Here is a 23546-nt window from a genome sequence, read left to right as displayed (position 1 = left end):
TAAGGGATAAGCGCACGCATGCTCAAGGTGGTTTACAGCAACAATATGGGATTCATGGCTGACCACCTGGCCGAACAACAGCGCGTCGCGCCGCTCGGGCCGTTCGAGGCTGAAACCATTCTGGTTCAGAGTAATGAATTATCGCGCTGGCTTTCCTTGTTTCTGGCGAACCGTCACGGCATCGCGGCTAATCTTCAGTTTCCGTTTCCTTCTGCCTATATCTGGGATTTATTTCGCGAACTCTGGCCGGAAATCCCGCTGCAGTCGCCCTATGCGAAGTCGTCTCTGGCATGGCGGATCTACGCGCTTTTGCCACGCTGTGTTGAAGCGCCCGGTTTTGAACTGGTGGCGGCATATCTTGGTGACAACAAAGATGAACTCAAACGCTACCAATTAGCAGAGCGGATTGCCGATACCTTTGACCAATACCTGATGTACCGTCCGGACTGGGTGCAGCGCTGGGAGCGGGGCGAGACCGATAATTGGCAGAGTCAGCTCTGGTACTGGCTGACTGAACATGACAATGAGCCCAAGCACCGTGCTTATCTGTTACAGAAAATGCATGAGCAGCTCAGAAACAATGACTCGCCACCGCCAGGGCTGCCGCCCAGAATCAGCATCTTTGGTATTTCTGCCTTGCCGCCGGTGTATCTGCAGACCTTCGAGCTGCTGGCGAAATTTATCGACATCACGCTGTATTACCTGTCGCCGAGTGAACATTACTGGGGTGACCTCCGGGATCAGAAACAACTGCAAAAAGCGCAGCTTCAGTTCGATTTCGAGGTTGAAGATTCTGAACCGGGTCATCCATTGCTGGCGAGTCTGGGCAAGCAGGGCCAGTCGTTTTTCCGCCAGTTACAGGAAACCGAGCACGAGGAAGAAAGTGTGTTCGCCGAGCCTGCAACCGGATTCATGCTCGCTGATATTCAGGCGGATATGTTCGAACTGGTGCAGGGCGAAAAAGCGCCAGTCGCAGAAGAGGATGACTCGATAGCGATCCATGTCTGTCACAGCCCGATGCGTGAAATTGAAGTGCTGCATGATCAATTGCTGGCACTATTTGAGCGCGAGCCGGATTTGTCACCGACCGATATCGTCGTGATGACACCGGATATTGATGTCTATGCGCCCTGGATTGAAGCCGTGTTCGGCGCTGCCGAAGAAAAGCTGCGTATTCCCTTCAGCATTGCTGACAGCAGTGGTCAGCAGGAAAGTCAGCTTATCAATACCTTCTTCACGCTGTTACAACTGCCGCAGTCTCGCTTTGATGTCGAGACGGTGCTGGCCCTGCTCGAGTGTCCGGCCGTGCAGCAACGATTCCGGCTGGATGATGCCGCGCTGGTCTGGATTCGTGAATGGTGCCGGGAAACGCGTACCCGCTGGGGCCTCGATAAAAATGATAAAAGCCAGCTTGATTTGCCGGCCAGTGATGCCAATACCTGGCGCGCCGGTCTCAACCGCTTGATGCTGGGCTTTGCCATGCCATTAAACGAGCCCGGTCAACCGCTCAGACTGTTTGATGGTGAGCTGGCGATGGACGGCATCAGCGGCGAAAGGGCCCGCATCGTGGCCGCATTATGTCAGTTCATTGATACGTTGGATTACTGGCGTCAGAGCTTATCCAGACGACAGAATATCGCAGACTGGCAGTCGCAGCTTAACCTGTGTCTGGATGCTTTTTTTGCGACTGACGGGCTCGAAGACCCGCAATTTGATATGGAAGTGACCGCGATTCGAAGGCAACTGGAACGGCTGGTGGAAAGCAGCGAACACGCTAGTTTCAATGACGATATCGCGGTCGACCTGGTGCAGAGCTGGTTGCAGTCGCATCTCGACAGCATCGACAGCACCCACCGGTTTATGGGGCACGGCATTACCTTCTGCGGTATGGTGCCGATGCGTAGTATTCCCTTTGATATCGTTTGCCTTATCGGCATGAATGATGAGGTTTTTCCTCGCCGGCAACCAGCACTCAGTTTTGACCTGCTGGCGCATGATCACCGTGAGGGCGATCGCTCCCGCCGCGAAGATGATCGCTACTTGTTCCTGGAAGCGTTATTGTCGGCGCGGCGTCAGCTCTACATCAGCTATGTCGGTGCCAGCATAGTCGATAACAGCGACATTCCACCCTCGGTGCTGGTCAGTGATTTACAGGATTTGCTTAACGAGCGTTTTGAAACCGAAACGGGCGAAGACATTCTGGGCCAGATTAAAATGCATCACCCGTTGCAGCCATTCAGTCGTCGCTATTTTGATGGCAGTCACCCCGGGCTGTTCAGCTACAAGCATTCACAGTGTCCGGATGACAGCGAGTGGCAGCAGCAGGCCTGGTTCGATGCACCTCTTCCCGAAGCCGATGACAGCTGGCGCGAATTGACTGCATCACAACTGGCCCGTTTCTTTGCCCACCCTGCCCGGTTTTTGTTACGTGAACGGTTGGGTGTCAGGCTGGAAATGGAAGACGAGGAACTGGAAAGCCGGGAACCCTTCCAGCTTGATGGCCTGGAAAGCTGGCAACTGCGTCAGCTACTGCTGGATGCCAAGCTGAGTCAGCGCAGTGATGGAGGTCTGAAACCGGTGATTGATGCCACCGGCATGCTGCCGCAGGGGTATGTCGGCGATGCCTGGTATGAGCAGGAAGCCAACAAGGTGGAGGAGTTTGTCGATAAGCTCGAAGCCAACCTGCCCCTGGGTGAACAGTTTGCGATACCGGTAGATGTCAGTATTGATGGTTTTTATCTGGGTGGTCAGCTCGACAATATCAGTCCCCAGGGCTTGTTGCGCTATCGCCTTGCCCGAAAAAAAGGCAAAGATATTATCGCCGCCTGGATTGATCATCTGCTGCTGAATATTTTGCGTCCGGAAGCGGTGGTGCTGGAAACGCGACTGATTACCGAAGACTCGGAAATGCTGTTTCTGCCTGTAGCTGGTGCCACGCAGATCCTGGCCGGGCTGCTCAAACTCTACTGGACGGGTTGTCATCAGCCGCTCAAGTTTTTTGATAAAACCAGTCTGGAATACTTCAAGGCAACTGAGAGTAAGAAGCCGGAGGATGCCTTCAAGCGAGCTGCCAAGACCTGGGCACCGGACAGCAACCGGGCCATGGCCGAACAGGATGACCCATACTATCAACTGCTTTACCCCGAGCCACCGATTGACGAGGAGTTTGGCGAAATCGCCCAGCAGGTTTATCAGGATATCCTTCAGCATATCGAAGGAGGCAAGCTGTGAGTCTGTTTTCAGCAGATACCGTGGCGCTTGAGGGCCTCAACCTGATTGAGGCCAGTGCCGGCACCGGTAAAACCTTTACCCTGGCAGAACTGTATTGCCGGCTGGTGATTGAAAAGGAACTGGAAGTCAGCCAAATCCTGGTCGTCACCTACACCCGCGCCGCTACCGAAGAACTGCGCGGCAGGTTACGTCAACGGCTGGTGGATGAGCGGCTCAAGCTCAGTCAGCAGGAAGCGGCAGAGCCCAAGGCCCTGAAACGACTGAAACTGGCTATTCAGAGTTTTGATGAAGCGGCGATTTACACTATCCATGGCTTCTGCCAGCGCGCCTTGCAGGACTTTGCATTCGAGAGCGGTCATTTCTTTGATATGGAAATGGTGACCGATGAAGAAGCCATCAAACAGGCGGTTGCCGACGACTTCTGGCGGCGGGAGGTCAGCACTGCCGACCCTGAGTTCGCACATTACCTGCTGCGTCAGAAACAAACGCCGGAAACCCTGCTCAGTGCCGTCGGGAATCTGCCCGGTAAACCTTATCTCAATTACTTGCCATTGCCTGAAATCGACCCTGACAATGCCCGGCTACAGGCGGAAACTGACTTTGAGTCATTAAAGCAGTGCTGGCTCAACTACAGTGCCGAAGTCATCGCCATCATCACTGACAATAATCTGCTCAAAGCGACCAGCTATCGCTCAGACTGGGTACAGAACTGGCTGCAAATGCTGGTGGAGATGCTGAATCAGGAGCGCCTGCCGGATCAGGTGTTTGAGCAACTGAATCGCTTCACCCGGGAGCGGCTGGAACCGGCGCTGAAGAAAAATCAGACCCTACCGGACCATCCATTCTGGTCCCATGCTCAGCGCTTTCTGGAATCGCATCAGAAGCTCATTGCCAGCCGTGAATTGCAGCTTCAGCACCTGCGCTGTCAGCTCGCTGAGTATCTGTGTCAGGAACTGCCCAAACGCAAACTGCAGAATAAAATGCAGGCTTTTGATGACCTGCTGTTAAACCTGCAGCAGGCCTTACATGGCAGTCAGAGCGATAAACTGGCCGCCCGGATTCGCGAGCAGTTTCGTGCGGCCCTGATCGATGAATTTCAGGACACCGACCCGATTCAGTACGACTGTTTTTATCGCCTGTTCAACGGTAGCGGCCATCCGGTGTTTTTTGTCGGTGACCCCAAGCAGGCGATTTACAGCTTCCGCGGTGCCGACATCTTCACTTACCTGAATGCCAAGCGGGCTTCAGAGAAGGAGTTTAATCTTGATACCAACTGGCGCTCGCATCCGCTGCTGGTGGAAGCCGTTAACAGCCTGTTCGAGCGGGTTGAAAAGGCCTTTATCTATGATGAGATTCCTTTTCATCCGGTTAAATCCTCCCGCGACAATAAGCCAGCGCTGACGATTGATGGCAAGGCCGCTGCACCGCTGGAGTTTGTCTGGCTGGACGCAGAGCAGGACCCGGTCAACAAAGGCGATATGCATGCCTGGGCTGCCGCCAATACGGCCGATCAAATCGTCGAACTCATCGCCCAGTCGAACGCGGGCAAGGTCATGCTGACTGACAAACACGACAACAGCCGTCCGCTTAACGGCGGCGATATCGCCGTGCTGGTTCGCAGTCACACTCAGGCCTCATCGATTCAGCAGGCGCTGCGTCTTCGCGGTGTGAACAGCGTGCAGCAGTCCCGCGATAACGTATTCCAGTCGATACAGGCAGTGATGTTGGAACGGGTTTTAATGGCCATCGCCAATCCCGGCAACGACAGCCTGATCGCGACAGCACTGGCGACGCCAATGTTTGCTAAAACCGCCCTGCAGATATACGAATTGCAACAGGATGATAATGCCTGGCTGGCAGAGACCGATGCCTTTGTGACGCTGCATGAGCGCTGGCGGCAGAAAGGCTTTATCGTCATGCTGCGATCCCTGATAGTGGAACTGGATGTACAGCGGCGCTTACTGGCGCAGCCTGATGGCGAGCGGCAACTGACCAACCTGATGCACCTCGCAGAACTGATTCAGGCCTATGCCAGCAAACGCAATAGCAGTATCGAAGCGATCCTGACCTGGTTCGCTGCCCAGCGTCAGTCCACTGCAGCGACGCAGGATGCCGCTCAAATCCGGTTGGAAAGTGACGAACAACTGGTCAAAGTCATCACCATTCACACCAGTAAAGGGCTGGAATATCCGGTGGTGTTCTGTCCTTTTCTCTGGCATTACGGCAAACCACCGCAAAAGCCGGCGATCATGACCTTCCATCGCGGTGAAGATAATGAAGCCTGTGTCGCTTTTGGTGAACCCGGATTTACTCTGGCAGAGCCGGTGGTCGAGCAGGAAGAAAAGGCAGAAGATTTGCGCCTGCTCTATGTCGCGCTGACCCGCGCCCGTGAACGGTGCATCATCAACTGGGGCGCCGCCAAGGAAGTTCAGAAAACGGCCTTGTTCAGCCTGTTGCATGGTAATAAAGACAAACCTGATGTCGCCGGTATGCTGGAGGATCTCAGCCAGCTTGCAGCCGAGGCTTCGGACAACATCCGTGTTCAGAAATCAGAAGCAACGACGACCGCACAGCGCATGATTCAATCTGATAACAGTGCACAGCTACAGGCGAGAGAGTTTGACGCTGAGATTAAAAAAGTCTGGCAGGTCAGCAGCTTTAGTGGTCTCACCCGCGGCCATAGCGTCGAACAACCTGATTATGATGCCGAGACAGTCACCCTTGAGTGGGCGCAAACACCAGAGCACAGAATGGATCGCTTCGGCTTCCCGCGGGGCGCCAATGCCGGTACCTATCTGCACAGCCTGTTTGAACACTGGGACTTTCAGACTACCGGCCCCGAATGGCAGCAACTGGTAGAGAAAACACTGAACCAATACGGTATCGATAGCGACTGGACGCCGGTGGTCATGGACTGGCTACAGGCAGTGGTGAAAACACCATTACGTGATCCGGATCTGCAAAACGAGGAGCCCTCATCGCAACCTCCTCAAGACATCACGTCATCGCCAACCCCTCACAATGTCTCGTCATTGCGAACCCAAAATAACACTATGTCATTGCGAACCCCTGCAGGGGTGAAGCAATCCAGCCCCGAGCTGAATGAACCATCCCAACCTGCCCTCACACTGGAGATGATCAGCCCCAACAAACGCCTGGACGAAATGGCCTTTTACTTCCCGGTCAATGACCTCACCGTCAGTCTTTTAAAACGAGCTCTGCAACCCTTCATCCAAAAAATGCCGGTACTGGAACGCGTGCTGAAACAACTCAGCTTTGCTGATATCCAGGGATTTATGAAGGGCTTTATCGACTTGGTGTTTGAATACGAGGGCCGTTTCTATGTGGCCGACTACAAATCCAACTGGTTGGGCGATAAAGCGGCGCAGTATGACCCGGCGGCACTGGATGAAGCGATGGTCATGCACGGTTATCCGCTGCAATATTTGATCTACAGCCTGGCTTTGCATCGCTATCTCAAAACCCGTTTACCGGACTACGATCCGGAAAACCACTTTGGCGGTGTTTACTATCTGTTTATCCGGGGCATGCAACCAGAGTGGGGACAGGCCGGTGTCTATTACGACAGGCCGTCCTCCGACTTGCTGGAAGCGCTGGATAAAGCGATGACTGAGGTGGCCGATGACTGAGCCATTGAACCTGCTGCGTCAACACGGTTTCAGTGAACTGGCCTGTCAGTTTGCTGCTTTTATAGACCGCAAAGAGCAGGGCGAACAGCCTGTTATCAGTCTCACGGCCGGTTTGCTCACCGAAGCGATGGCACAGGGCCATGTCTGCCTGAATCTGGCTCATATCCCGGAGACCCTGCAAGCTATGACTGACTTGTTGCCGGGTAGCATTGAAGACTGGCAAGCCGCACTTAAGGCAGGTAAGTCGGTTGGAGAGCCCGGTGAATATAAACCCCTGATTCTGACTGATGAGGGACTGCTGTATCTCTATCGTTACTGGCTGGATGAACGTGATGTGGCTGATGCCATCCGCCAGCGCTTACATCAGGTGGAAGACCTGGATGTTTTTCAACTCAATAAGGATTTAGCCGACTGGCACAATCCGGTTGAAGGTGTCGACTGGCAAAAAGTCGCTGTTGCCATCGCCCTAAGCTGGCATATCGCCATCATTTCAGGTGGCCCCGGCACCGGCAAAACCACCATCGTTCTAAAAATCCTGCAGTGCTTGCAAAGCCAATATAAACATAACACTCCCTCCCCCTCGACGGGGGAGGGTCAGGGTGGGGGTGAAAAACTCCGCATCGGCCTGGCCGCCCCCACCGGCAAAGCCGCTGCCCGGCTGCAACAATCCATCAGCCGTGAACAGAATCTGGAAGTCAAAACCCTGCATCGTCTGCTCGGTATTACCGAACACAATGAGCAGGGTCGTTACAACGCCGAGCGAACACTGCCACTGGATGTGCTCATCATCGACGAAGCCTCGATGATTGATATCAGCCTGATGGCCAAGCTGATGCGGGCCATGCCGCAGAAAGCCAGGTTGATTCTGCTGGGTGATAGCCAGCAGCTTGCCTCAGTGGAATCCGGCGCGGTACTGGCAAACCTCAGTGAAGCCGAGCAGGGCCAATTTTCTGAGAAATTCATTGAGCAGTTTCCCTTGTTCGAACTTACTTCCCAGTCATTGCGAACGAGAGTGAAGCAATCCAGTCCCGAAGCGCAACAAAGCGACCAGGCTGAAACTGATGACAGCAGCCCGTCAGCAGAAAACAGATCAGAAGCGGTATTAACTGACAGCTTCGTCCGCCTCCAACATAGCTACCGTTTCGACAAAGACAGCCTGATCGGTCAACTGGCAGCGCAGGTCAATGCCGGTCACAGTGACAACGCTATCAGTCTGCTACAGGCACAACCCGAATCGACCTGGTTGCCACCCGATGAACGCAGTTTGCTCAACACGGTTTCGAATGGCTATCAGCGCTTTATTGATGCCGTCGAAAATGAGGCCAAGCCGCAAGACATTCTGCAGGCCTTTGATGAATTCCGCGTCCTGGCGGCACTAAAACAAGGCCCGCAATCAGTCACCTCAATCAACCGGATGATGACCCGCTACCTAGCCCAACGAGGCTGGCGAACCGCGCAGACCTATTATCCCGGCAGACCGATCATGATTACTCAGAATGACTATCGCCAGCAGTTATTTAATGGTGATATCGGTGTGATGTTGAGAGATGAAAGCGGTCAACTCAAAGCCTGCTTCTATTTCGGTGAAGAACTCAGATGGGTCGGCCTGAACCGCCTGCCAGCGCACGAAACGGTGTTTGCCATGACCGTGCACAAAAGCCAGGGCTCCGAGTTTGATGCCATCAGCATATTGTTGCCCGATGAAATCAGCCCGATTCTCAATCGTGAACTGCTCTACACCGCCATCACCCGTGCCAGAAAAACACTCAATATTCTGGCAACCGAGCCGGTTTTAAGACATACCATCCACACTCGGCATCAGCGGGAGAGTGGGTTGAAAAACCAGCTTGAAAAATAAAGCTGTCTTTATCTCAACGGCTTTTTTTTGTTTAAACGTATCAGCCATAGTTTGATTTTTTACTGATAAAACAATAAATTGCTTCTTATGTGTATGTGGTGGCAATGAAATTAAAAGGCCGCCCGATAATAAATATTATGAGGCCGTTGGCCTCATTAACAGGCTGTTATGAGCAAAGACAAGCTTAGTCTGAGAGGAACGGATGTCAGCAGATGATTATGTAAGAGGTGTGCTCGCCAAATACGCAGTTAATGTTTCGGGTGCTGAAACTGCAGGAAACCTCTTATATCCCGTATTTCAGCATTGGGCTGGACAGTTCTTGGTCCGCGCTGAATTTTCCGGCTCGTTATGCAAAGGGACTGCGGTTACGCTTAGTACGGATGCGGACATTTTCATTTCTCTTTCTTCTGCCACTCCAGACACTCTTGAAAATATCTACAATACTCTCGCTACTGCTGTGGCATCGGCTGGCTACCCAGTAAAACGGCAGAACGTATCTCTGGGGACCAACGTAAACGGCTATAAAATTGACCTGGTTCCAGGGCGCAGGCAATCCTCCAACGGGAATGATCATAGTTTATGGAAAGATCGGTCAAAAACTTGGACAAAAACCAATATTCGTACTCATATAGGTCTAGTAGCAACAGCGGACGAACGGAAGAAATTCGCGCGGTAAAAATATGGCGTAGCCTCCATGGAGTTGAATTCCCCTCCATCTATCTTGAATTAGCAGTGATTGAGGCTCTCCGTAACGCTAGGGTTGGAAATGTCGCCAGCAACTTGAGCCTGGTCTTGGATTATTTAAGAGATAATTTCGTGGGTGCTCGATTCGTCGATCCAGCAAACACAAATAATATCATCTCAGATGATCTTAACTTGGCTCAAAAACAAGCGATAGCACAACAAGCCGCACTATCTCGTGCAAAATCAACATATGATCAGGTTATTTGGTAATGACAAACAATCCTGCTAAAAGAGAATCGATGGCTGACGGCGCGTCATTTCTAAGAAAGGCATTCGCAGCGGAAGAGCAAGTCCTCTCACTTGAAATCAGCTTAGCCGCATCTTCTATTCCGCATAGTGCTACGGCAGGTTCCATAAATGAAAGGCACTTCATTGACTTGCTGAAAAGATACCTTCCAAAACGTTACGAAGTCGACTCCGCTACTGTGATTGATAGTGAAGGCAAGACTAGTGACCAAATAGATGTCGTAATCTTCGATAACCAATATACGCCTACTTTACTAGACCAGAAAAACCATAGGTTCGTACCCGCCGAAGCTGTGTACGCAGTATTGGAAGTAAAACCGAAAATCGATAAGGCGTACCTAAAGTACGCAGCAGGCAAAGCTAAGTCAGTTCGAACTTTGCGTAGGACGTCAGTACCTATTCGACATGCTGGAGGGGAATACCCTTCGAAAGCCCACTTCCCAATAGTGGCTGGTATTGTCGCTCCAACTGTAGATTGGCGAGGTGGTCTCGACGCTAAAGCTTTTCGCAGTGCGCTTGAAGCCTTGAAGGATAAGGAGGCAATCGATTGTGGGGTTGGATTAATATCTGGGGCGTTTGACTCATTTTCCGGAGATCTAATTTTAAAGAATGGGGAAAATTCACTTATTTATTTCGTGTTTCGTTTGCTTCAACAGTTACAGTCAATGGGCACCGTGCCTGCAGTCGACTGGAATAGTTATGCGACGGTGCTCAGTACAAGTAGCTCATAACAAGTGAATCAAGCCGACCAATTTTCCGCTGCCGCTCCAAATTGGCGGCTTATTCAGGGCGTTAGATGCTCGAGTTATCCATAAAAAATAGACACTAGATATATGCCAAATATTCATCGAGTTGTTAAGAATTATCCGCCTCCATTTTCTGCGATAAATACAGTTGGTGAGACTACACTACGATGCAGAAAGCTTGACTTGTACCGCAGCATTATCACCGTTGGGAATCCATCGTTTTTTTCCCTTCAAAATATTCGCGATCATGGATTTGCACGAGCACTTTATGACTCAATATTAAAAAAGGTTGCCATTGTTGCAAGCAACATCCAATCAGACTTGTCTGGCATCAGGCGCCATCAAATATTTGATACCTATGTTTCTGATGAAAAAAGAATTGTCAGTTACAACTTGGGGATGGCTTTTGCTAAGCTGTATTCTGAAAAGCTACTAGATATACCAAACTTGGTTCACATTGAGTTTCTTAAGAAGCAGAATGCGGTAACTTTTGTTCAACAAGCAGGCAATATTCGCCCGAAGGAGCCGGACTTAGTTGGGCAAGACGCCGATGGTAATTGGCATATTTTTGAGGCGAAGGGTGTTTCATCATCTACATCCCAGCTTAACGGTAAAATCTCTGAGGCAAAGAACCAGATTCAACAAGTTGCTACTATTCATGGCGTCGCGCCCTCAACAGGCAGTGCTTGTGCCACATATATTGGGCGCGACCGAATACTTACATACCTAGAAGACCCACCAAGCGATGAAGGCAAGAGAGTCGAAATCAACAGAGAAAAATTCATTGACTCTTACTACTCGCCATTCTTGCTTGCCGATAAAATACTGGATCGCCCATTCCGGACAGAACGGATTGATGGCCTTGAGGTTGATTTCTTCGATTTACAACAGGCCAAGAGGAAGCTAAGTATTGGACTTGATCGTGAAATTTCGGAATTAATCCGAAGCAAAGAATATGACTTTTCTGAAAGTATTTCCAAGCGGCTAAAAGAGTACTCCTCGATTGATAGAGGACAAGATAAATATTCAGTTGGTCTTGACGGATTTGTCGTTGGCTACACTGAGTACTAGCATCTAACAAGGCCACGCACAGCGACAGCTTTTCCGTTGCGGCTGCGCCTACAATACAAAGCTGCGCGTGTTGGCAGCGTTAAAAAAGAGGAGTTTATGGCAGATATAGCAACCATCGCGGCGGCACTTGGTAGCCTTAAAACGGCTACAGATATTGCCAAGCTTATCAAGGACAGTGGCTCTTCTCTCGAGCAGGCCGAAGTAAAACTTCAGATCGCGGAATTGATCAGCTCTCTAGCTGAGGCAAAGCTGGAAATTGCGGGGATTCAATCGGACTTAATCGAAAAAGACAATGTGATCGCATCACTCAATGAACAGCTTGCGCTCAAACAGAGAGTAATTTGGGAAAACCCTTATTACTGGCTCGAAGATGGCGAGCTTCGCGATGGGCCATATTGCCAACGGTGCTACGATGTCGAACAGCGCTTGGTGCGCTTACAGGGCGGTGGCAGAAATACTTGGAATTGTAGGTCATGCAAGAACACCTTCACTGACGCCAACTATGTGCCGCCGCAAGTGCGGAGGAATAGGACTTCTTTTTAACAAGTCGCTGAAGTACGCGGCCGCCGGACTGCCTTTTCATTGCGGCTTCCCCTCTAGTCCAAGGGTGCCCCTAAGCTTCGTTAAAGTCTACAGGAGATAAATCTAATGCTGTCATTTCAGCTAAAACAAGAACTGAAAATCCTGCTTGGGGCTTATGAAAAAGCCCAGGACTTCAGGGAAGGTTTGAGACTGATTAATGAGTCATTTCCTGGCTTTAACGATTTGCTGAGCAAGATTGGCGAGTCTGGTACTAAGGGGAACGAAGCGGCGAACAACTTGCGAGGTCATCTGAATCAGCTTCGTAAGGAGGTATCTCCGATTAGCCCTCGTAAGTTTTTTGCCTCAATGGAAGAGTTTCAAAGCGAACTTTCAGTTGCGACCAATCTTCGAATTGAGGATTTGGGACTTATCAAGCAGGTGTCTTCTCGCATTGATGCTTTTGCAAAACATTATGAGCACTACATCAAGCACTATACAGCTCAGTCGGCAGGCCCTTTGATTGTCGAAGCAAGAACGCTTTTGGAATTGCTAAACGGATTCCATTTGGCCGTGCAACTGGCATACGTGAATCTTGAGGGCGGGCCTTCTGGGCATGAAGGGCAGACCCTGACGATCTACCTGCCGGACTCAATGCCTTTGGATCAGTTTGCCAAACGTCTTCTTGCGATACATAGGTTATATGAAGAATTTGCTCAGATCATTGGCGTTGATTTAACTGAAGCACCGCTCAGGCTACAAAAAGTGGAGTCAGGCAGCCTTTGGTCCGAAGTTTTTGGAGATTCACGTGTCATTAGACTTATCGTTGATTGTCTTCGATCGTCGGCGTCATTTATTTATCGGAATTACACGAAAGAGGGGCAACTCGGGGTTGTTCCACAAAAGCTGGATGCTCTTAACTCTGTTATGGATTTTTCCAACCGGCTAAAGGCCGAGGGAGTAAACACAGACGAAATTGAAGATCATCTCCGAGCCTCAGCAGTACACATAGCAAAGGACGTAAACCTGTTAGTCGGCGGACAAAGCTCCCTTACAATCAATGGAGAAACTCAGTCAGTCGGCTCAGAAGTTCAGAAGAGCCTAGAGGTGGGCAGCACTACTTCGAGCATTGGTTACTCACCGGACTCTCAATCCAAGGAATTGCCTTCCCCTGATCAAGATTCAGATGAAGGGGAGAACTAGTTTTAACAAAGCCATGCACGCGACAAGAGCGTGCATGGCAGCGTTAGACTGTGACATGGAAGCTCAACATATGAAATATGACCTCCGACGAGCGAATCAAGGTGATTATGAATTTTGCTACGAGCTCACAAAACAGAATATGTACGACCTATTTTGTCGTCACTGGGGTGGTTGGCTCGACTCAGAATTCCGAAATGGCTTTGTCGTAGACAATATTCAAATAATAAGCGTTAGAGATAAAGCAGTCGGATACTTCAGTCATGTAAGCAACAAAGATTCACTCTATATCGACAACATTCAACTTGCTGCTCAATTTCAGGGGCAAGGTATTGGGACAAAGCTTCTCACTGATTTTCTGACTCAAAATCAACATACTTTAATCAGACTCACAACGTTTGTGGATAATCCGGCCAAACGTCTTTATGAAAAATTGGGATTTAGAGTGGTTGTAAGAAATGGTTCTACAATCAAGATGGAGATAGTGCCTGACAAATCACTTCAGGCGACCGCTGACGCGTCGGCTGGATGAAGCGTAATGATTTTGAGCGCAGTTAATGCATAAAGACCAAGTCCGAAGATTTTATGAAGTTCTCTGGGATGCTAATGATATGACAGCCATGCCCTCGATCCTGCATGAGAACTTCTCCTTCAGAGGCTCTTTGGGACAGCAGAAACAAGGCTACCAGGGTTTCTCTGACTATGTCGATATGGTCCACAAAGCATTGGGCGATTACCAATGCATTATTGAAGAACTCGTCGAAGAGGGAGATAAGGTTTTTGCCAAGATGACCTTTACCGGCATTCACAGAGATCAATTGATGGGCTATTTACCCTCGCATGAACGTGTAAGCTGGACTGGCTGCGCCCTGTTCACTTTTGAAGGTGAGCGGATCTGTGACGTTTGGGTGCTGGGTGATTTAAAGAGCCTCGAAAATCAGCTAAAGGAAAATGAAATAAAGAAATTGTAAGTTGTATGACTGTCGTTACCTGCCGGACTCTGTTGTAATGGTAAAAACAGGTAATAGCAAAATAACAATGACCAGCGAGCTTGATTTTAACCAGATAGTTAACCGCAATAACTTCTCTCAAGAGGAAATTGAAGAGGCGTTAAATATCATGGAACGAGCAATTGAAAACCATCGCGCCTGGTATGTTCAACTCCATGAAGGCTTGCTTTGTAAACAGGATTTTCCGGTCACGATCACGGCCGGGGATGCACACAGGAAGTGCGATTTTGGTTGTTGGTTTTACAGTCATTCCAGCGATGAGATTCGAGACAATCCCGAGTTCAAGACGCTGGAGACAACGCATCAAACCATGCATGACGAAGTCAGGAAGCTGGTTGAGACATTTAAACGCACTCGCGAAGTGAATTTGGATGACTACCGACGGGTATCCCACAAACAAGAAAAATTAATGAAATCCCTGGTCACCTTGCGTGATAACTTGATCAATCAGCAACATTCTTTTGATCCATTGACGGGGTTGATCAACAGAAAGTCTATCGGATTGATTCTCGAAAAGAATCACTCATACTCGATGCGTCATCGCACGCCTTACAGCATTGCCATGCTGGACATCGATTTCTTCAAATCGGTCAATGATAACTACGGCCACCAGGCTGGTGACCAGGTGCTTAGAGTCTTGTCAGATTATTTATCTTCTGCATTCAGACACTCTGACAGCGTCAGTCGCTATGGCGGAGAAGAGTTTCTGATATTGCTGCCAGATACGGGGCATGACAGCGCGTTGGCGATTCTGGAGAAAGTCTGTAAAGAAATAAGCCAGCTTCGCGCTCAATACGAAGACAAAGAGATAACTTTTACTGCTTCTATTGGTGTATCCGACTTTGAAGCAGATAAATCTGTCGGGGAAATTGTTCACGAAGCTGACAGGGCCTTGTACACGGCGAAAGCGAATGGCAGAAACCAAGTCGTCGCTTATCAACCCGGTTCCTGACACATTCTTTTGACTCAAAGCGCCAACTAGCAACCTAACCCTGGCTAGCGGAGCTTAGATTTTTGGTGGCGTTAACATCACATTTAGGAGAAGTCGAGCATCATTCCGTCATAACTTTATGGCTAAAGCGATAGTGATGTGAGCTGTTTCACACTATTGATAAAAAACGTCACGAAACTGTAGTAATTGTGAATTTAGTCCTCTATTTTTGTTAATCAGTGCACAGGAACGTGCGCGTTTTTATGGGTTAGCAGGTCGCTGGGGATGCGGCAATGTCAAGGAGGACAATAGCTACATGGATTTATTTGTTTCTAACCATTCACTTTTATCGACTTGTCTTGCTGATCACTCTGATCAGAAAAAACTCCGCTCTCTAGCTCACTGATAGCATCATGCGACTCGGTGTAAAGTTGCCGCTCATGTTGCTGGCATGCTTGCTCTCAACTTTGGCTTATTCTCATCTGTGTCAGGCAGCGCCATTGGCCAATGAAGAATTCGATTCAAAATATCAGCAGCAGGAAAAACGTCGACTTGAGCTTTTGGAGCAACAGCAGCAAAAGGACAGCAGATTAAGGTTGCAACCAGCGCCTGATGTGTCAGCACCCTTGATTGAGGACGAAGAGCCTTGCTTTGTGATCGATGAATTTGTTCTGGTGGGAGAGCAGGCTGGGAAGTTCAACTTTGCGTTGCAGGCAGTCTTAGAGCAACACACCGGCTTAATCGGTCGATGTCTTGGGGTGAATGGTGTTAATGCCGTAATCAAACAGGTTCAGAATCAGATTATCAAGGCAGGTTATGTCACGACCAGAGTACTGATTCAGCCACAGGATATGACCGGCGGCAGATTGCAGCTAACAGTGATTCCTGGGATTGTCAGTAATATCCAGTTTAGCGATAGCACCGAGCTATCCAGACCGGGACGTGCCGCTTTACCGCTTGAGGAGGACACCCTGCTTAATATCAGAGATATAGAGCAAGCTGTCGAGACTATGCGGCGAGTGCCGACAGTTTCAGCTGATGTCGACATTGTCCCATCCGAAGATGAAAAAGCCCTGCCCGGCTTCAGCGACCTTGTTATTCATCACTCACAGCGAAAATCGGTTCGTCTCACCTTGAGCGTCAATGACAGTGGTTACGATGCTACCGGTCGTTATCAGGGCGCGACGACGTTATCTTTCGATAACCCGCTTGGCTTGAGTGATTTGTTCTATGCCAGTGTTCATACCGATCTTGGCGATGCTGAGAACGACGGTGGGACTGAGGGCTATTCATTTCATTATTCCGTCCCGCTTGGTTACTGGCACTTGTCAGCAAACACGAGCGAGTCTGAATACAGACAGAATGTTGCAGGCTTGAACCAGACATACGAATACAGTGGTAAGAGTCGAAGGACTGAGGCTGGATTGAGCCGGGTCGTATACAGAGACAGCCGCAGCAGGCTGAAGCTAGGGCTGAAAGCCTATAAAACATCCTCGCGTAATTTTATTGAAGACACTGAAATTGAAGTTCAGCATCGACGCATGTCTGGATGGATAGCATCACTTAACTATCAGTTATTTATCAGACAGGCTGCGTTAGATATCGGCCTGGCTTACCAGCGTGGTACCGGTGCCTTTGATGCTATGCCGGCGCCGGAAGCTGCATTTGATGAAGGCACTTCAAGACCTAAAATTATTACGGCCAATCTCAATCTTAACTACCCCTTTGACGTTCTGGGACAGGGCTTTAACTTCAACAGCTACTGGGAAGCGCAGTGGAATAAAACCACGCTGGTGCCTCAGGATCGCTTGTCGATAGCAGGTCGTTACACTGTGAGAGGATTTGATGGTGGTATGACTTTACTGGCTGAACGCGGCTGGTTCAGTCAGAACACGCTCAGCATGCGCCTGGGCCAAACTCAACACCAACTCTATACCGGTATTGACGTCGGCCATGTCAGTGGTCAATCGGCTCATTTACTGCTCGGACAGACGCTAGCTGGCTGGGTAGTGGGGCTTAAAGGCCATTGGAAGAGCCTGTTTTATGATTTATTCGCGGGTATACCACTGGAAAAACCAGAAGGATTTGAATCAGGCAGGCACCTGGGCTTCAGCCTGACTTATCAATATTAGGAAAATAGGAAATCGATTATGGATGATCGAAAGGCGAAATATTTTCTACGACGGTTAAGTGTCGTCTACGTGTCAGGGCTCATCAGTGCCACCTCAATGAACAGCCTGGCAGCAGACATAGTGGCTGATGGTGCAGCGCCCCAGCATCAACAACCCATCATTACCGAGACGGCGAATGGTGTCACACAGGTGAACATTCAAACGCCTAATTCTGCGGGCGTTTCTCGTAATCAATACCGTCAGTTTGATGTTGATAAAGACGGCGTCATCCTCAATAACAGTGCCCAGCATACACAAACGCAACTGGGAGGGTGGGTACAAGGCAACAGTCTGCTTGCAGGCGGAACCGCCAAAATTATTCTTAACGAAGTGAACTCACAAAACCCGAGCTTATTGCATGGCCCGATGGAAATAGCGGGTAGTCGGGCACAGGTGGTCGTGGCCAATCCAGCAGGAATCAGCTGTGATGGCTGTGGTTTTATAAATGCGCATCGCTCCACTTTAACTACCGGTAACCCGTTATTTAACAATGGCAATCTCAGCGGGTTCGACGTCAATCAAGGGCACATATCAATTTCCGGTGTAGGCATGGATGACCGAGATACAGCCTATTCCGACATCATTGCCAGAACCGTCGAAATCAATGCTGATATCTGGGCTAATCAGCTCAACTTCACCAGTGGGCTGAATCAGGTTAGTCGCAGCAACCAGGTGATTAACAGTGAACAAAAAACTCAAACTCCCACGCTTAGCATCGATATCGCTGAGCTGGGCGGTATGTATGCTGACACGATTCACCTTATTGGAACCGAGAATGGGGTGGGCGTCAGACATGCAGGCGATATGCAAGCCCAGACGCTGACACTGAATTCGCAAGGTCATCTCAGTTTCGAGCAGGACAGTGTGGTCGAAGCTGAACAGTTTGAAGCGAATGTAGCCAGTTTCAATCATCAGTCCGGAGCTACCCTCACTGCGAATAATTTAGCTATCTCGGCTGAGGCCGAACTCGTTAATCAGGGCGTGATCGATGGACAACAGTCGTTGATCAAAGCGGCCAGTATCAACAATAAAGCGACGGGCGCCATTTATGCTGATGATATGGTTCTTGAGGCCATGGATATTCATAACCAGTCAGAATTATCAGACCAGGGATTGCTAGAGGCCCCAACTATCGCAGCCCGGCAATCGATGGCAGTGGCGGCACAGAATTTGACTAATGACGAAGCGGCCGTCATCTACAGTGCTGGAGATATGACAATTGCCGGTGATCTTGGAGATGAGGAAAACCCAACTGCAGATATGGCCCGACTCACCAATACCGGTGGCCTGATTGAGGCTGGGAGAAATCTCAATTTAGCTGTACTGGACTTACAAAATCTGAATGCAGAAGTCATCACGGAATGGCAAGAGGACAGCGTTAAACGAATCATAGAAGTACAGCCGGAAGGCTGGTCCAGAAAATACGATGTCAGCCGCTTTCCCAAAATTCATAATCACTATGTTGAGCGGCAGCCATATGTGAATGCGCAAGGGAGAGTCACGCGCTATTTCGAAGATTACACTTACTACGATTACTACGCGACTACCGAAAGCACGCATCTGATTTCTTCAAAACCAGCCAAACTTATCGCGGGTGGCGATTTAAGCATTCATGGTAATGTTCTTAATGAAGACAGCCAGATACTGGCGGGCGGCAATTTAACTGTGACTGGTGGCAGCCTGAACAATCAGACCACAGTCGGTCAGCAGCGCATCAGTTACCGGGGCAGACGCCAGTTTCGCGACTGGGAAGGTAATGATGAAGAACTCGATTTCTATCCCTGGACCGCTTACAGTCCGGCAGCGAAAGTGACAGAGTTCAACCTGGCCACTACGCAGGTTGAATCCCAATCTGACACCAGCGGCCAGCAAACCCTATACAGCAGCGGTGATATTCCGGTGTTATCTGCAAGCTGGTTCCAGCAGCCAGCCAACGCCAGTGATCATTTTTATATCGAGACCGATCCACGTTTTACTGACTACAGAGACTGGCTAGGCTCGGATTATATGCTGCAAAAGCTGGCGATGGATCCGAGCCTCACCATGAAAAGACTGGGAGATGGTTTTGTCGAGCAGCGTCTTGTGAACGAACAGATTGCACAGCTCACAGGGCAGCGCTTTTTATCCGGTTTTGAAAATGATGAAGCCCAGTTTATGGCGTTGATGGATGCTGGTGTCAGTTTTGCAGAGGCGCATGAGCTCACGCCCGGTGTTTCGCTCAGTGCAGAGCAGATGGCAATGCTGACCAGCGATATTGTCTGGTTGGAACAGCAGCAAGTGAAACTCGCGAGTGGTGAAACCGTGTCAGCACTGGTTCCCAAAGTCTATGTCAAAGCCCGGCCTGAAGATTTCCAGCCTGAAACGGGCCTGCTTGCAGGTAAGCAGGTGGATATTCAAACCACTGATGACATTATCAACACCGGCAGTATCGCAGGTCGTGACGTTGTTAATCTTAACAGTGACTTTGTACAGCATGGTGGCCATATCCAGGCTGCAGGAGTCGAGGTCAACGCCAGAAATGTGGCGATTGCGGGCGGTAAAATCCAGGCAGACGACGCTCTCAACGTTACTGTAGAGGAGAATATTAATATCGCCAGCATCACATCTGAAACATCGAGTAGAGAAGGTAAGAGCCACTTCAGTCGCAGTAATATCAAACGGGTGGCGGGCCTTTATGTGAGCGGTGAAGGCGCTGAGTTGAATGTAACTGCGGGACGCAATATGAACATTGCCGCTGCCGACATCCGGCATACAGGCGAAGACGGGAAAGTCACTCTGACTGCAGCAAATGATTTGGAGCTGGGCACGGTCAAAACCAGCGAAACTAACAACAGCATTCTGAATGCGAAGGACTTTAATAAACACAGCGAGCGCAGAGATATCGGCACACGTATCTCAACAAATGGCGATATCAGTCTAACAGCAGGCAATCAGCTTGAGCTCAGCGGTGCAAATATCAACAGCCAGGAAGGCGAAATTGGAATCAAAGCGGAGCAGGTTGAAATCAAAAATGCCACCGCGAGTTATTTGTCAGATATCGCCACGCATACCGAGCGCGATGGCACCTTCAGTTCAAAATCCAAAGATCAGCGAGATATATTCAATGAATCCACCGCCGTCGCCTCGGTAGTGAGTGGTCAATCGATCCAAATTGAGTCTCAATCCGACATCAATATCACCGGCAGTCAGCTCGTGGCGGATAAAGCACTTTCTTTTGAGGCAGCAAATAATATTAATGTCACTGCTGCCGAAGAGCGTTATGAACACGAGCAATACGTCAATGAGGAAGAATCCGGTTTGCTGAGTAGTGGCGGGATAGGCTTTACCATTGGCTCACAACAACTCGATGTGACTGATATTGCCAGGCAGACTCGGCAGATGAGCAGTGAACTGGGTAGCCTGGAAGGCGATGTCACACTCTCAGCAGGGCAGAACTATGTCCAAAGGGCCAGCGATCTGATAGCCGTGCAGGGCGATATCAATATCACTGCAGCAAAAGTTGATATTGAATCAGGCACTGAAATTCTGAATCGAGAACACAACACGGAATTCAGTCAAAGCGGCTTGAGTATCTCCATTACCAACCCGGTCATCAGCGCGGTTCAGGCGGCTGACCAGATGGTGGAAGCTGCCAGAGAAACCAGCGACCCCAGAATGAAAGCGTTGGCAGCGGCTACGATTGGACTCAATGCAAACAATGCCTATAACAAGGTACTGGAAGGTCAGGGCACCACAATTAATGGCAAACCAAACCAGATCCCGACACTGGATGCGAATGGCAAGCCCAGTAGTCGTGACGCTAACGCGGCCGACAATGTGGGCGGTATCAATCTGGCTATCAGTATCGGTTCAAGTGAGAGTAGCAGTCAACGCAAAGAGACCATTAAACAGGCTCACAGCAGTAAGCTGGCTGCGGGAGGTGATATCACTATTTCAGCTGTTGGGGAGGGTGACAATTCAGATCTTACAGTCAAAGGTAGTGAGATTCAGGCCGCTGATTCTGTAAGTTTAGAGGCAGATGGTGATGTGAAGCTTCTCGCCGCCAAGAATACCAGAACACTGCGATCTGAAAACGACTCCAGCAGTGGCAGCATAGGTTTCAGTATCGGCACGGATGGTCTGCTTTTCACCGCCGGAATGTCCAAAGGCGAAGGAGAAGAAAATGGCCAGGATCGAAGCTGGACAGAAACCACAGTTAGTGCCGGAGAAAAAGTCGCTCTGGAATCAGGTGCTGACACGGTGCTTAAAGGTGCGATAGTTAGCGGTGATCAAGTTACTGCTAATGTAGGAGATGATCTGACCATTCAGAGCTTGCAGGACACGAGTCAGTATCAAAGTGAACAAAAAAACATCGGCGTTAGTATCTCCATGGGTGCAGGGAGGATGGGAGGAAGTTTAAATTTCGGCACCAGTGATATCGAATCAGATTATGTGAGTGTTATAGAGCAAAGTGGAATAAAAGCAGGTGATAAAGGCTTTCAAGTCGAGGTAGAGGGAAACACTAGTCTGACTGGAGCCGTGATAGCCAGTACTGAAGAAGCAATCCAGCAAGAAAATAACAGCTTTGAGACTGGGACTCTGACATTGTTAGATCTTAAAAACAAAGCCGAATATGATGCTGAGGCAAAAGCCATGACTATAGCGATGGGCACCCAGAGTGGCGAGCCGCAATTGAGTGGCGCAGGAATAGGCCAGGACAACGACAAAATCAATAGTGTGACAACAAACTCAATTAGCGAAGGAGTTTTGAAAGTTAGAGATAACAACGCTACAAAAGACCTCACTGGGAAGCCTGATGAGTCAGATACTGTTGCAATCAATCGGGATGTCTATGTTAATGATGCAGGACAAGTAGTCACTTCATCTGGGGTTAACACTGCAAATTCAATTGATTCCATTTTTGACGCAAAAGCTGTTGCTGACGAGATTAACGCTCAGGTTGAAATTACCCAAGCATTTGGTCAGCAAGCATACAAAGTGGTGGGAGACTATGTTCGAACTAGGCGAGGAAATTTGCTAGAAGAACTCGCGAGTGTTCAAACTGAAACTGAAAAAGCAGCAGTTAAGAAACAACTTGATGATTTACTCCTTCAAGAGAGAGTTATGAATATTTTGATAGGTGCTCTATCAGGAAATGGAGGGTCAGCTGTAACTAAAGAGAGCTTATCGGTAGCAGCAAGTGAAATGAGAAAGATCATGATTGCACAGTCGAGAGAGTTTGGTGGTGTAACAGATGGTGAAGTCACACTTTCAAATGATTCCGGCACGAGTGAGGGTGTTAGAGGCGATTCATTTAAGTTGGGTGGAACTAGGTTTGATATTGATAAATTATGTGGAACAAATTATCAAAGATGTGTAACAAAAGAGGATGGAACACTATATCGCAACAGTAAACAGCAAGTGGTTTTTAAGGAGGACTTGACAGCTTTTTTAGAAACTGACGAGGGTAGAAAATTAATTGGTTTAACAGGGGGCTTGCAAGGTGGAAAGGGTGAATTATTTGGAATGCCATATGAGCCAGGGAGTTGGCAAGATAAGCTCGTTGAGGCTTTTAGTGGCACCCATGACATGATTGGTGGTCAGTTTAGTGCTCTATATGATGATGAGGGTAACGCTAGACAGAATCGAAACAAAAGTAAGAAGTTGATGCAAGAAGCGTGGAGTGTCATGGCCATAGCACCTTCAACTCCCTTTGCTATGGCTGAGTTATTGCCACCAGAGGTCTGGAACGGGGTATCTATGTTACTGAAGCATGCTAAATGATTAAAATATTTATATACCTGATAATGTTGGTGTTCATCAGTGGCTGCGGAATCGGAGGGCACTGGATGACTGGAAATCCTTACACGACACCACCTAAACCTTATTTGGAATATTGGCAAAAAGAAGGCGTTGACTATATCGAGAGAAGACGTGACTCTGAAGATTGCGGTGCTATCTCTACAAGCTTGCAAGACAATCCTGATGGCTACCCTGTCTTTAGTCAGAATGATTACCAAACAATGGAGCGTCTGGGAGAAGAAAAAATCATCACGGAAAAACGTCTCAGAGCGCAGTGGCAGAGATGCATGCTAGCTAAAGGCTATAGTGTCAGCGAAGAGTGGATACTGTTGATTGACAAGTTTTAAAAGCACTCAGGCCGTTGATTCAAGTAGCTTCAACAAAAACG

At 49.2% G+C, this 23546-nt stretch carries 14 protein-coding genes; all 14 read left to right on the top strand.

Annotated features, from left to right (window positions below):
- The first annotated feature begins 18 nt into the window (after positions 1 to 18).
- Positions 19 to 3231 carry an exodeoxyribonuclease V subunit gamma gene (gene recC / locus OMQ46_RS09975; RefSeq protein WP_266236639.1) on the top strand — a complete coding sequence of 1071 codons (3213 nt, stop codon included), beginning with the start codon at positions 19 to 21 and terminating at the stop codon, positions 3229 to 3231.
- A complete protein-coding gene (gene recB, locus OMQ46_RS09970) occupies positions 3228 to 6881 on the top strand; it encodes an exodeoxyribonuclease V subunit beta (RefSeq protein WP_266236638.1) in 3654 nt (1217 codons plus the stop codon). Before recC ends, recB begins: the two co-directional genes overlap by 4 nt.
- A complete protein-coding gene (gene recD / locus OMQ46_RS09965; protein WP_266236637.1) occupies positions 6874 to 8739 on the top strand; it encodes an exodeoxyribonuclease V subunit alpha in 1866 nt (621 codons plus the stop codon). The genes recB and recD overlap by 8 nt, the downstream gene beginning before the upstream one ends.
- Positions 8740 to 8941: 202 nt before the next feature.
- Positions 8942 to 9415, top strand: coding sequence for a hypothetical protein (locus OMQ46_RS09960; protein WP_266236636.1), 474 nt, complete (start codon positions 8942 to 8944; stop codon positions 9413 to 9415).
- Positions 9416 to 9692: 277 nt separating this feature from the next.
- Positions 9693 to 10460 (top strand): DUF6602 domain-containing protein, encoded by a 768-nt coding sequence (locus OMQ46_RS09955; RefSeq protein WP_266236635.1) that lies wholly within the window; start codon positions 9693 to 9695, stop codon positions 10458 to 10460.
- 198 nt (positions 10461 to 10658) lie between these two features.
- Positions 10659 to 11546 (top strand): hypothetical protein, encoded by an 888-nt coding sequence (locus tag OMQ46_RS09950; protein ID WP_266236634.1) that lies wholly within the window; start codon positions 10659 to 10661, stop codon positions 11544 to 11546.
- A gap of 96 nt (positions 11547 to 11642) precedes the next feature.
- Positions 11643 to 12089 carry a hypothetical protein gene (locus tag OMQ46_RS09945; protein WP_266236632.1) on the top strand — a complete coding sequence of 149 codons (447 nt, stop codon included), beginning with the start codon at positions 11643 to 11645 and terminating at the stop codon, positions 12087 to 12089.
- A gap of 105 nt (positions 12090 to 12194) precedes the next feature.
- Entirely contained in the window at positions 12195 to 13268 is a 1074-nt protein-coding gene (locus tag OMQ46_RS09940) for a hypothetical protein (RefSeq protein WP_266236631.1), read from the top strand.
- A 34-nt stretch (positions 13269 to 13302) separates the two neighbouring features.
- On the top strand, positions 13303 to 13797 hold the full coding sequence (locus OMQ46_RS09935) for a GNAT family N-acetyltransferase (RefSeq protein ID WP_266236630.1): 495 nt from the start codon (positions 13303 to 13305) through the stop codon (positions 13795 to 13797).
- Between the two features lie 25 nt (positions 13798 to 13822).
- The gene (locus OMQ46_RS09930) at positions 13823 to 14236 is read left to right on the top strand and encodes an ester cyclase (RefSeq protein WP_266236628.1); all 414 of its coding nucleotides are present in this window, start codon (positions 13823 to 13825) and stop codon (positions 14234 to 14236) included.
- A 37-nt stretch (positions 14237 to 14273) separates the two neighbouring features.
- Positions 14274 to 15227: a diguanylate cyclase gene (locus OMQ46_RS09925; protein ID WP_266236627.1), complete on the top strand. Its 954-nt coding sequence runs from the start codon at positions 14274 to 14276 to the stop codon at positions 15225 to 15227.
- A gap of 392 nt (positions 15228 to 15619) precedes the next feature.
- Positions 15620 to 17338: a ShlB/FhaC/HecB family hemolysin secretion/activation protein gene (locus OMQ46_RS09920; protein WP_266236626.1), complete on the top strand. Its 1719-nt coding sequence runs from the start codon at positions 15620 to 15622 to the stop codon at positions 17336 to 17338.
- Positions 17339 to 17356: 18 nt separating this feature from the next.
- Positions 17357 to 23140, top strand: coding sequence for a hemagglutinin repeat-containing protein (locus OMQ46_RS09915; protein WP_266236625.1), 5784 nt, complete (start codon positions 17357 to 17359; stop codon positions 23138 to 23140).
- Positions 23137 to 23505, top strand: a complete 369-nt coding sequence (locus OMQ46_RS09910) for a hypothetical protein (protein ID WP_266236623.1) — start codon at positions 23137 to 23139, stop codon at positions 23503 to 23505. The genes OMQ46_RS09915 and OMQ46_RS09910 overlap by 4 nt, the downstream gene beginning before the upstream one ends.
- The last annotated feature ends 41 nt before the right edge of the window (positions 23506 to 23546 follow it).

The organism is Methylophaga sp. OBS1 (assembly GCF_026319365.1).
Note: the sequence above shows the minus strand (reverse complement) of the source record. Positions and strands in the feature narration are given on the sequence as shown.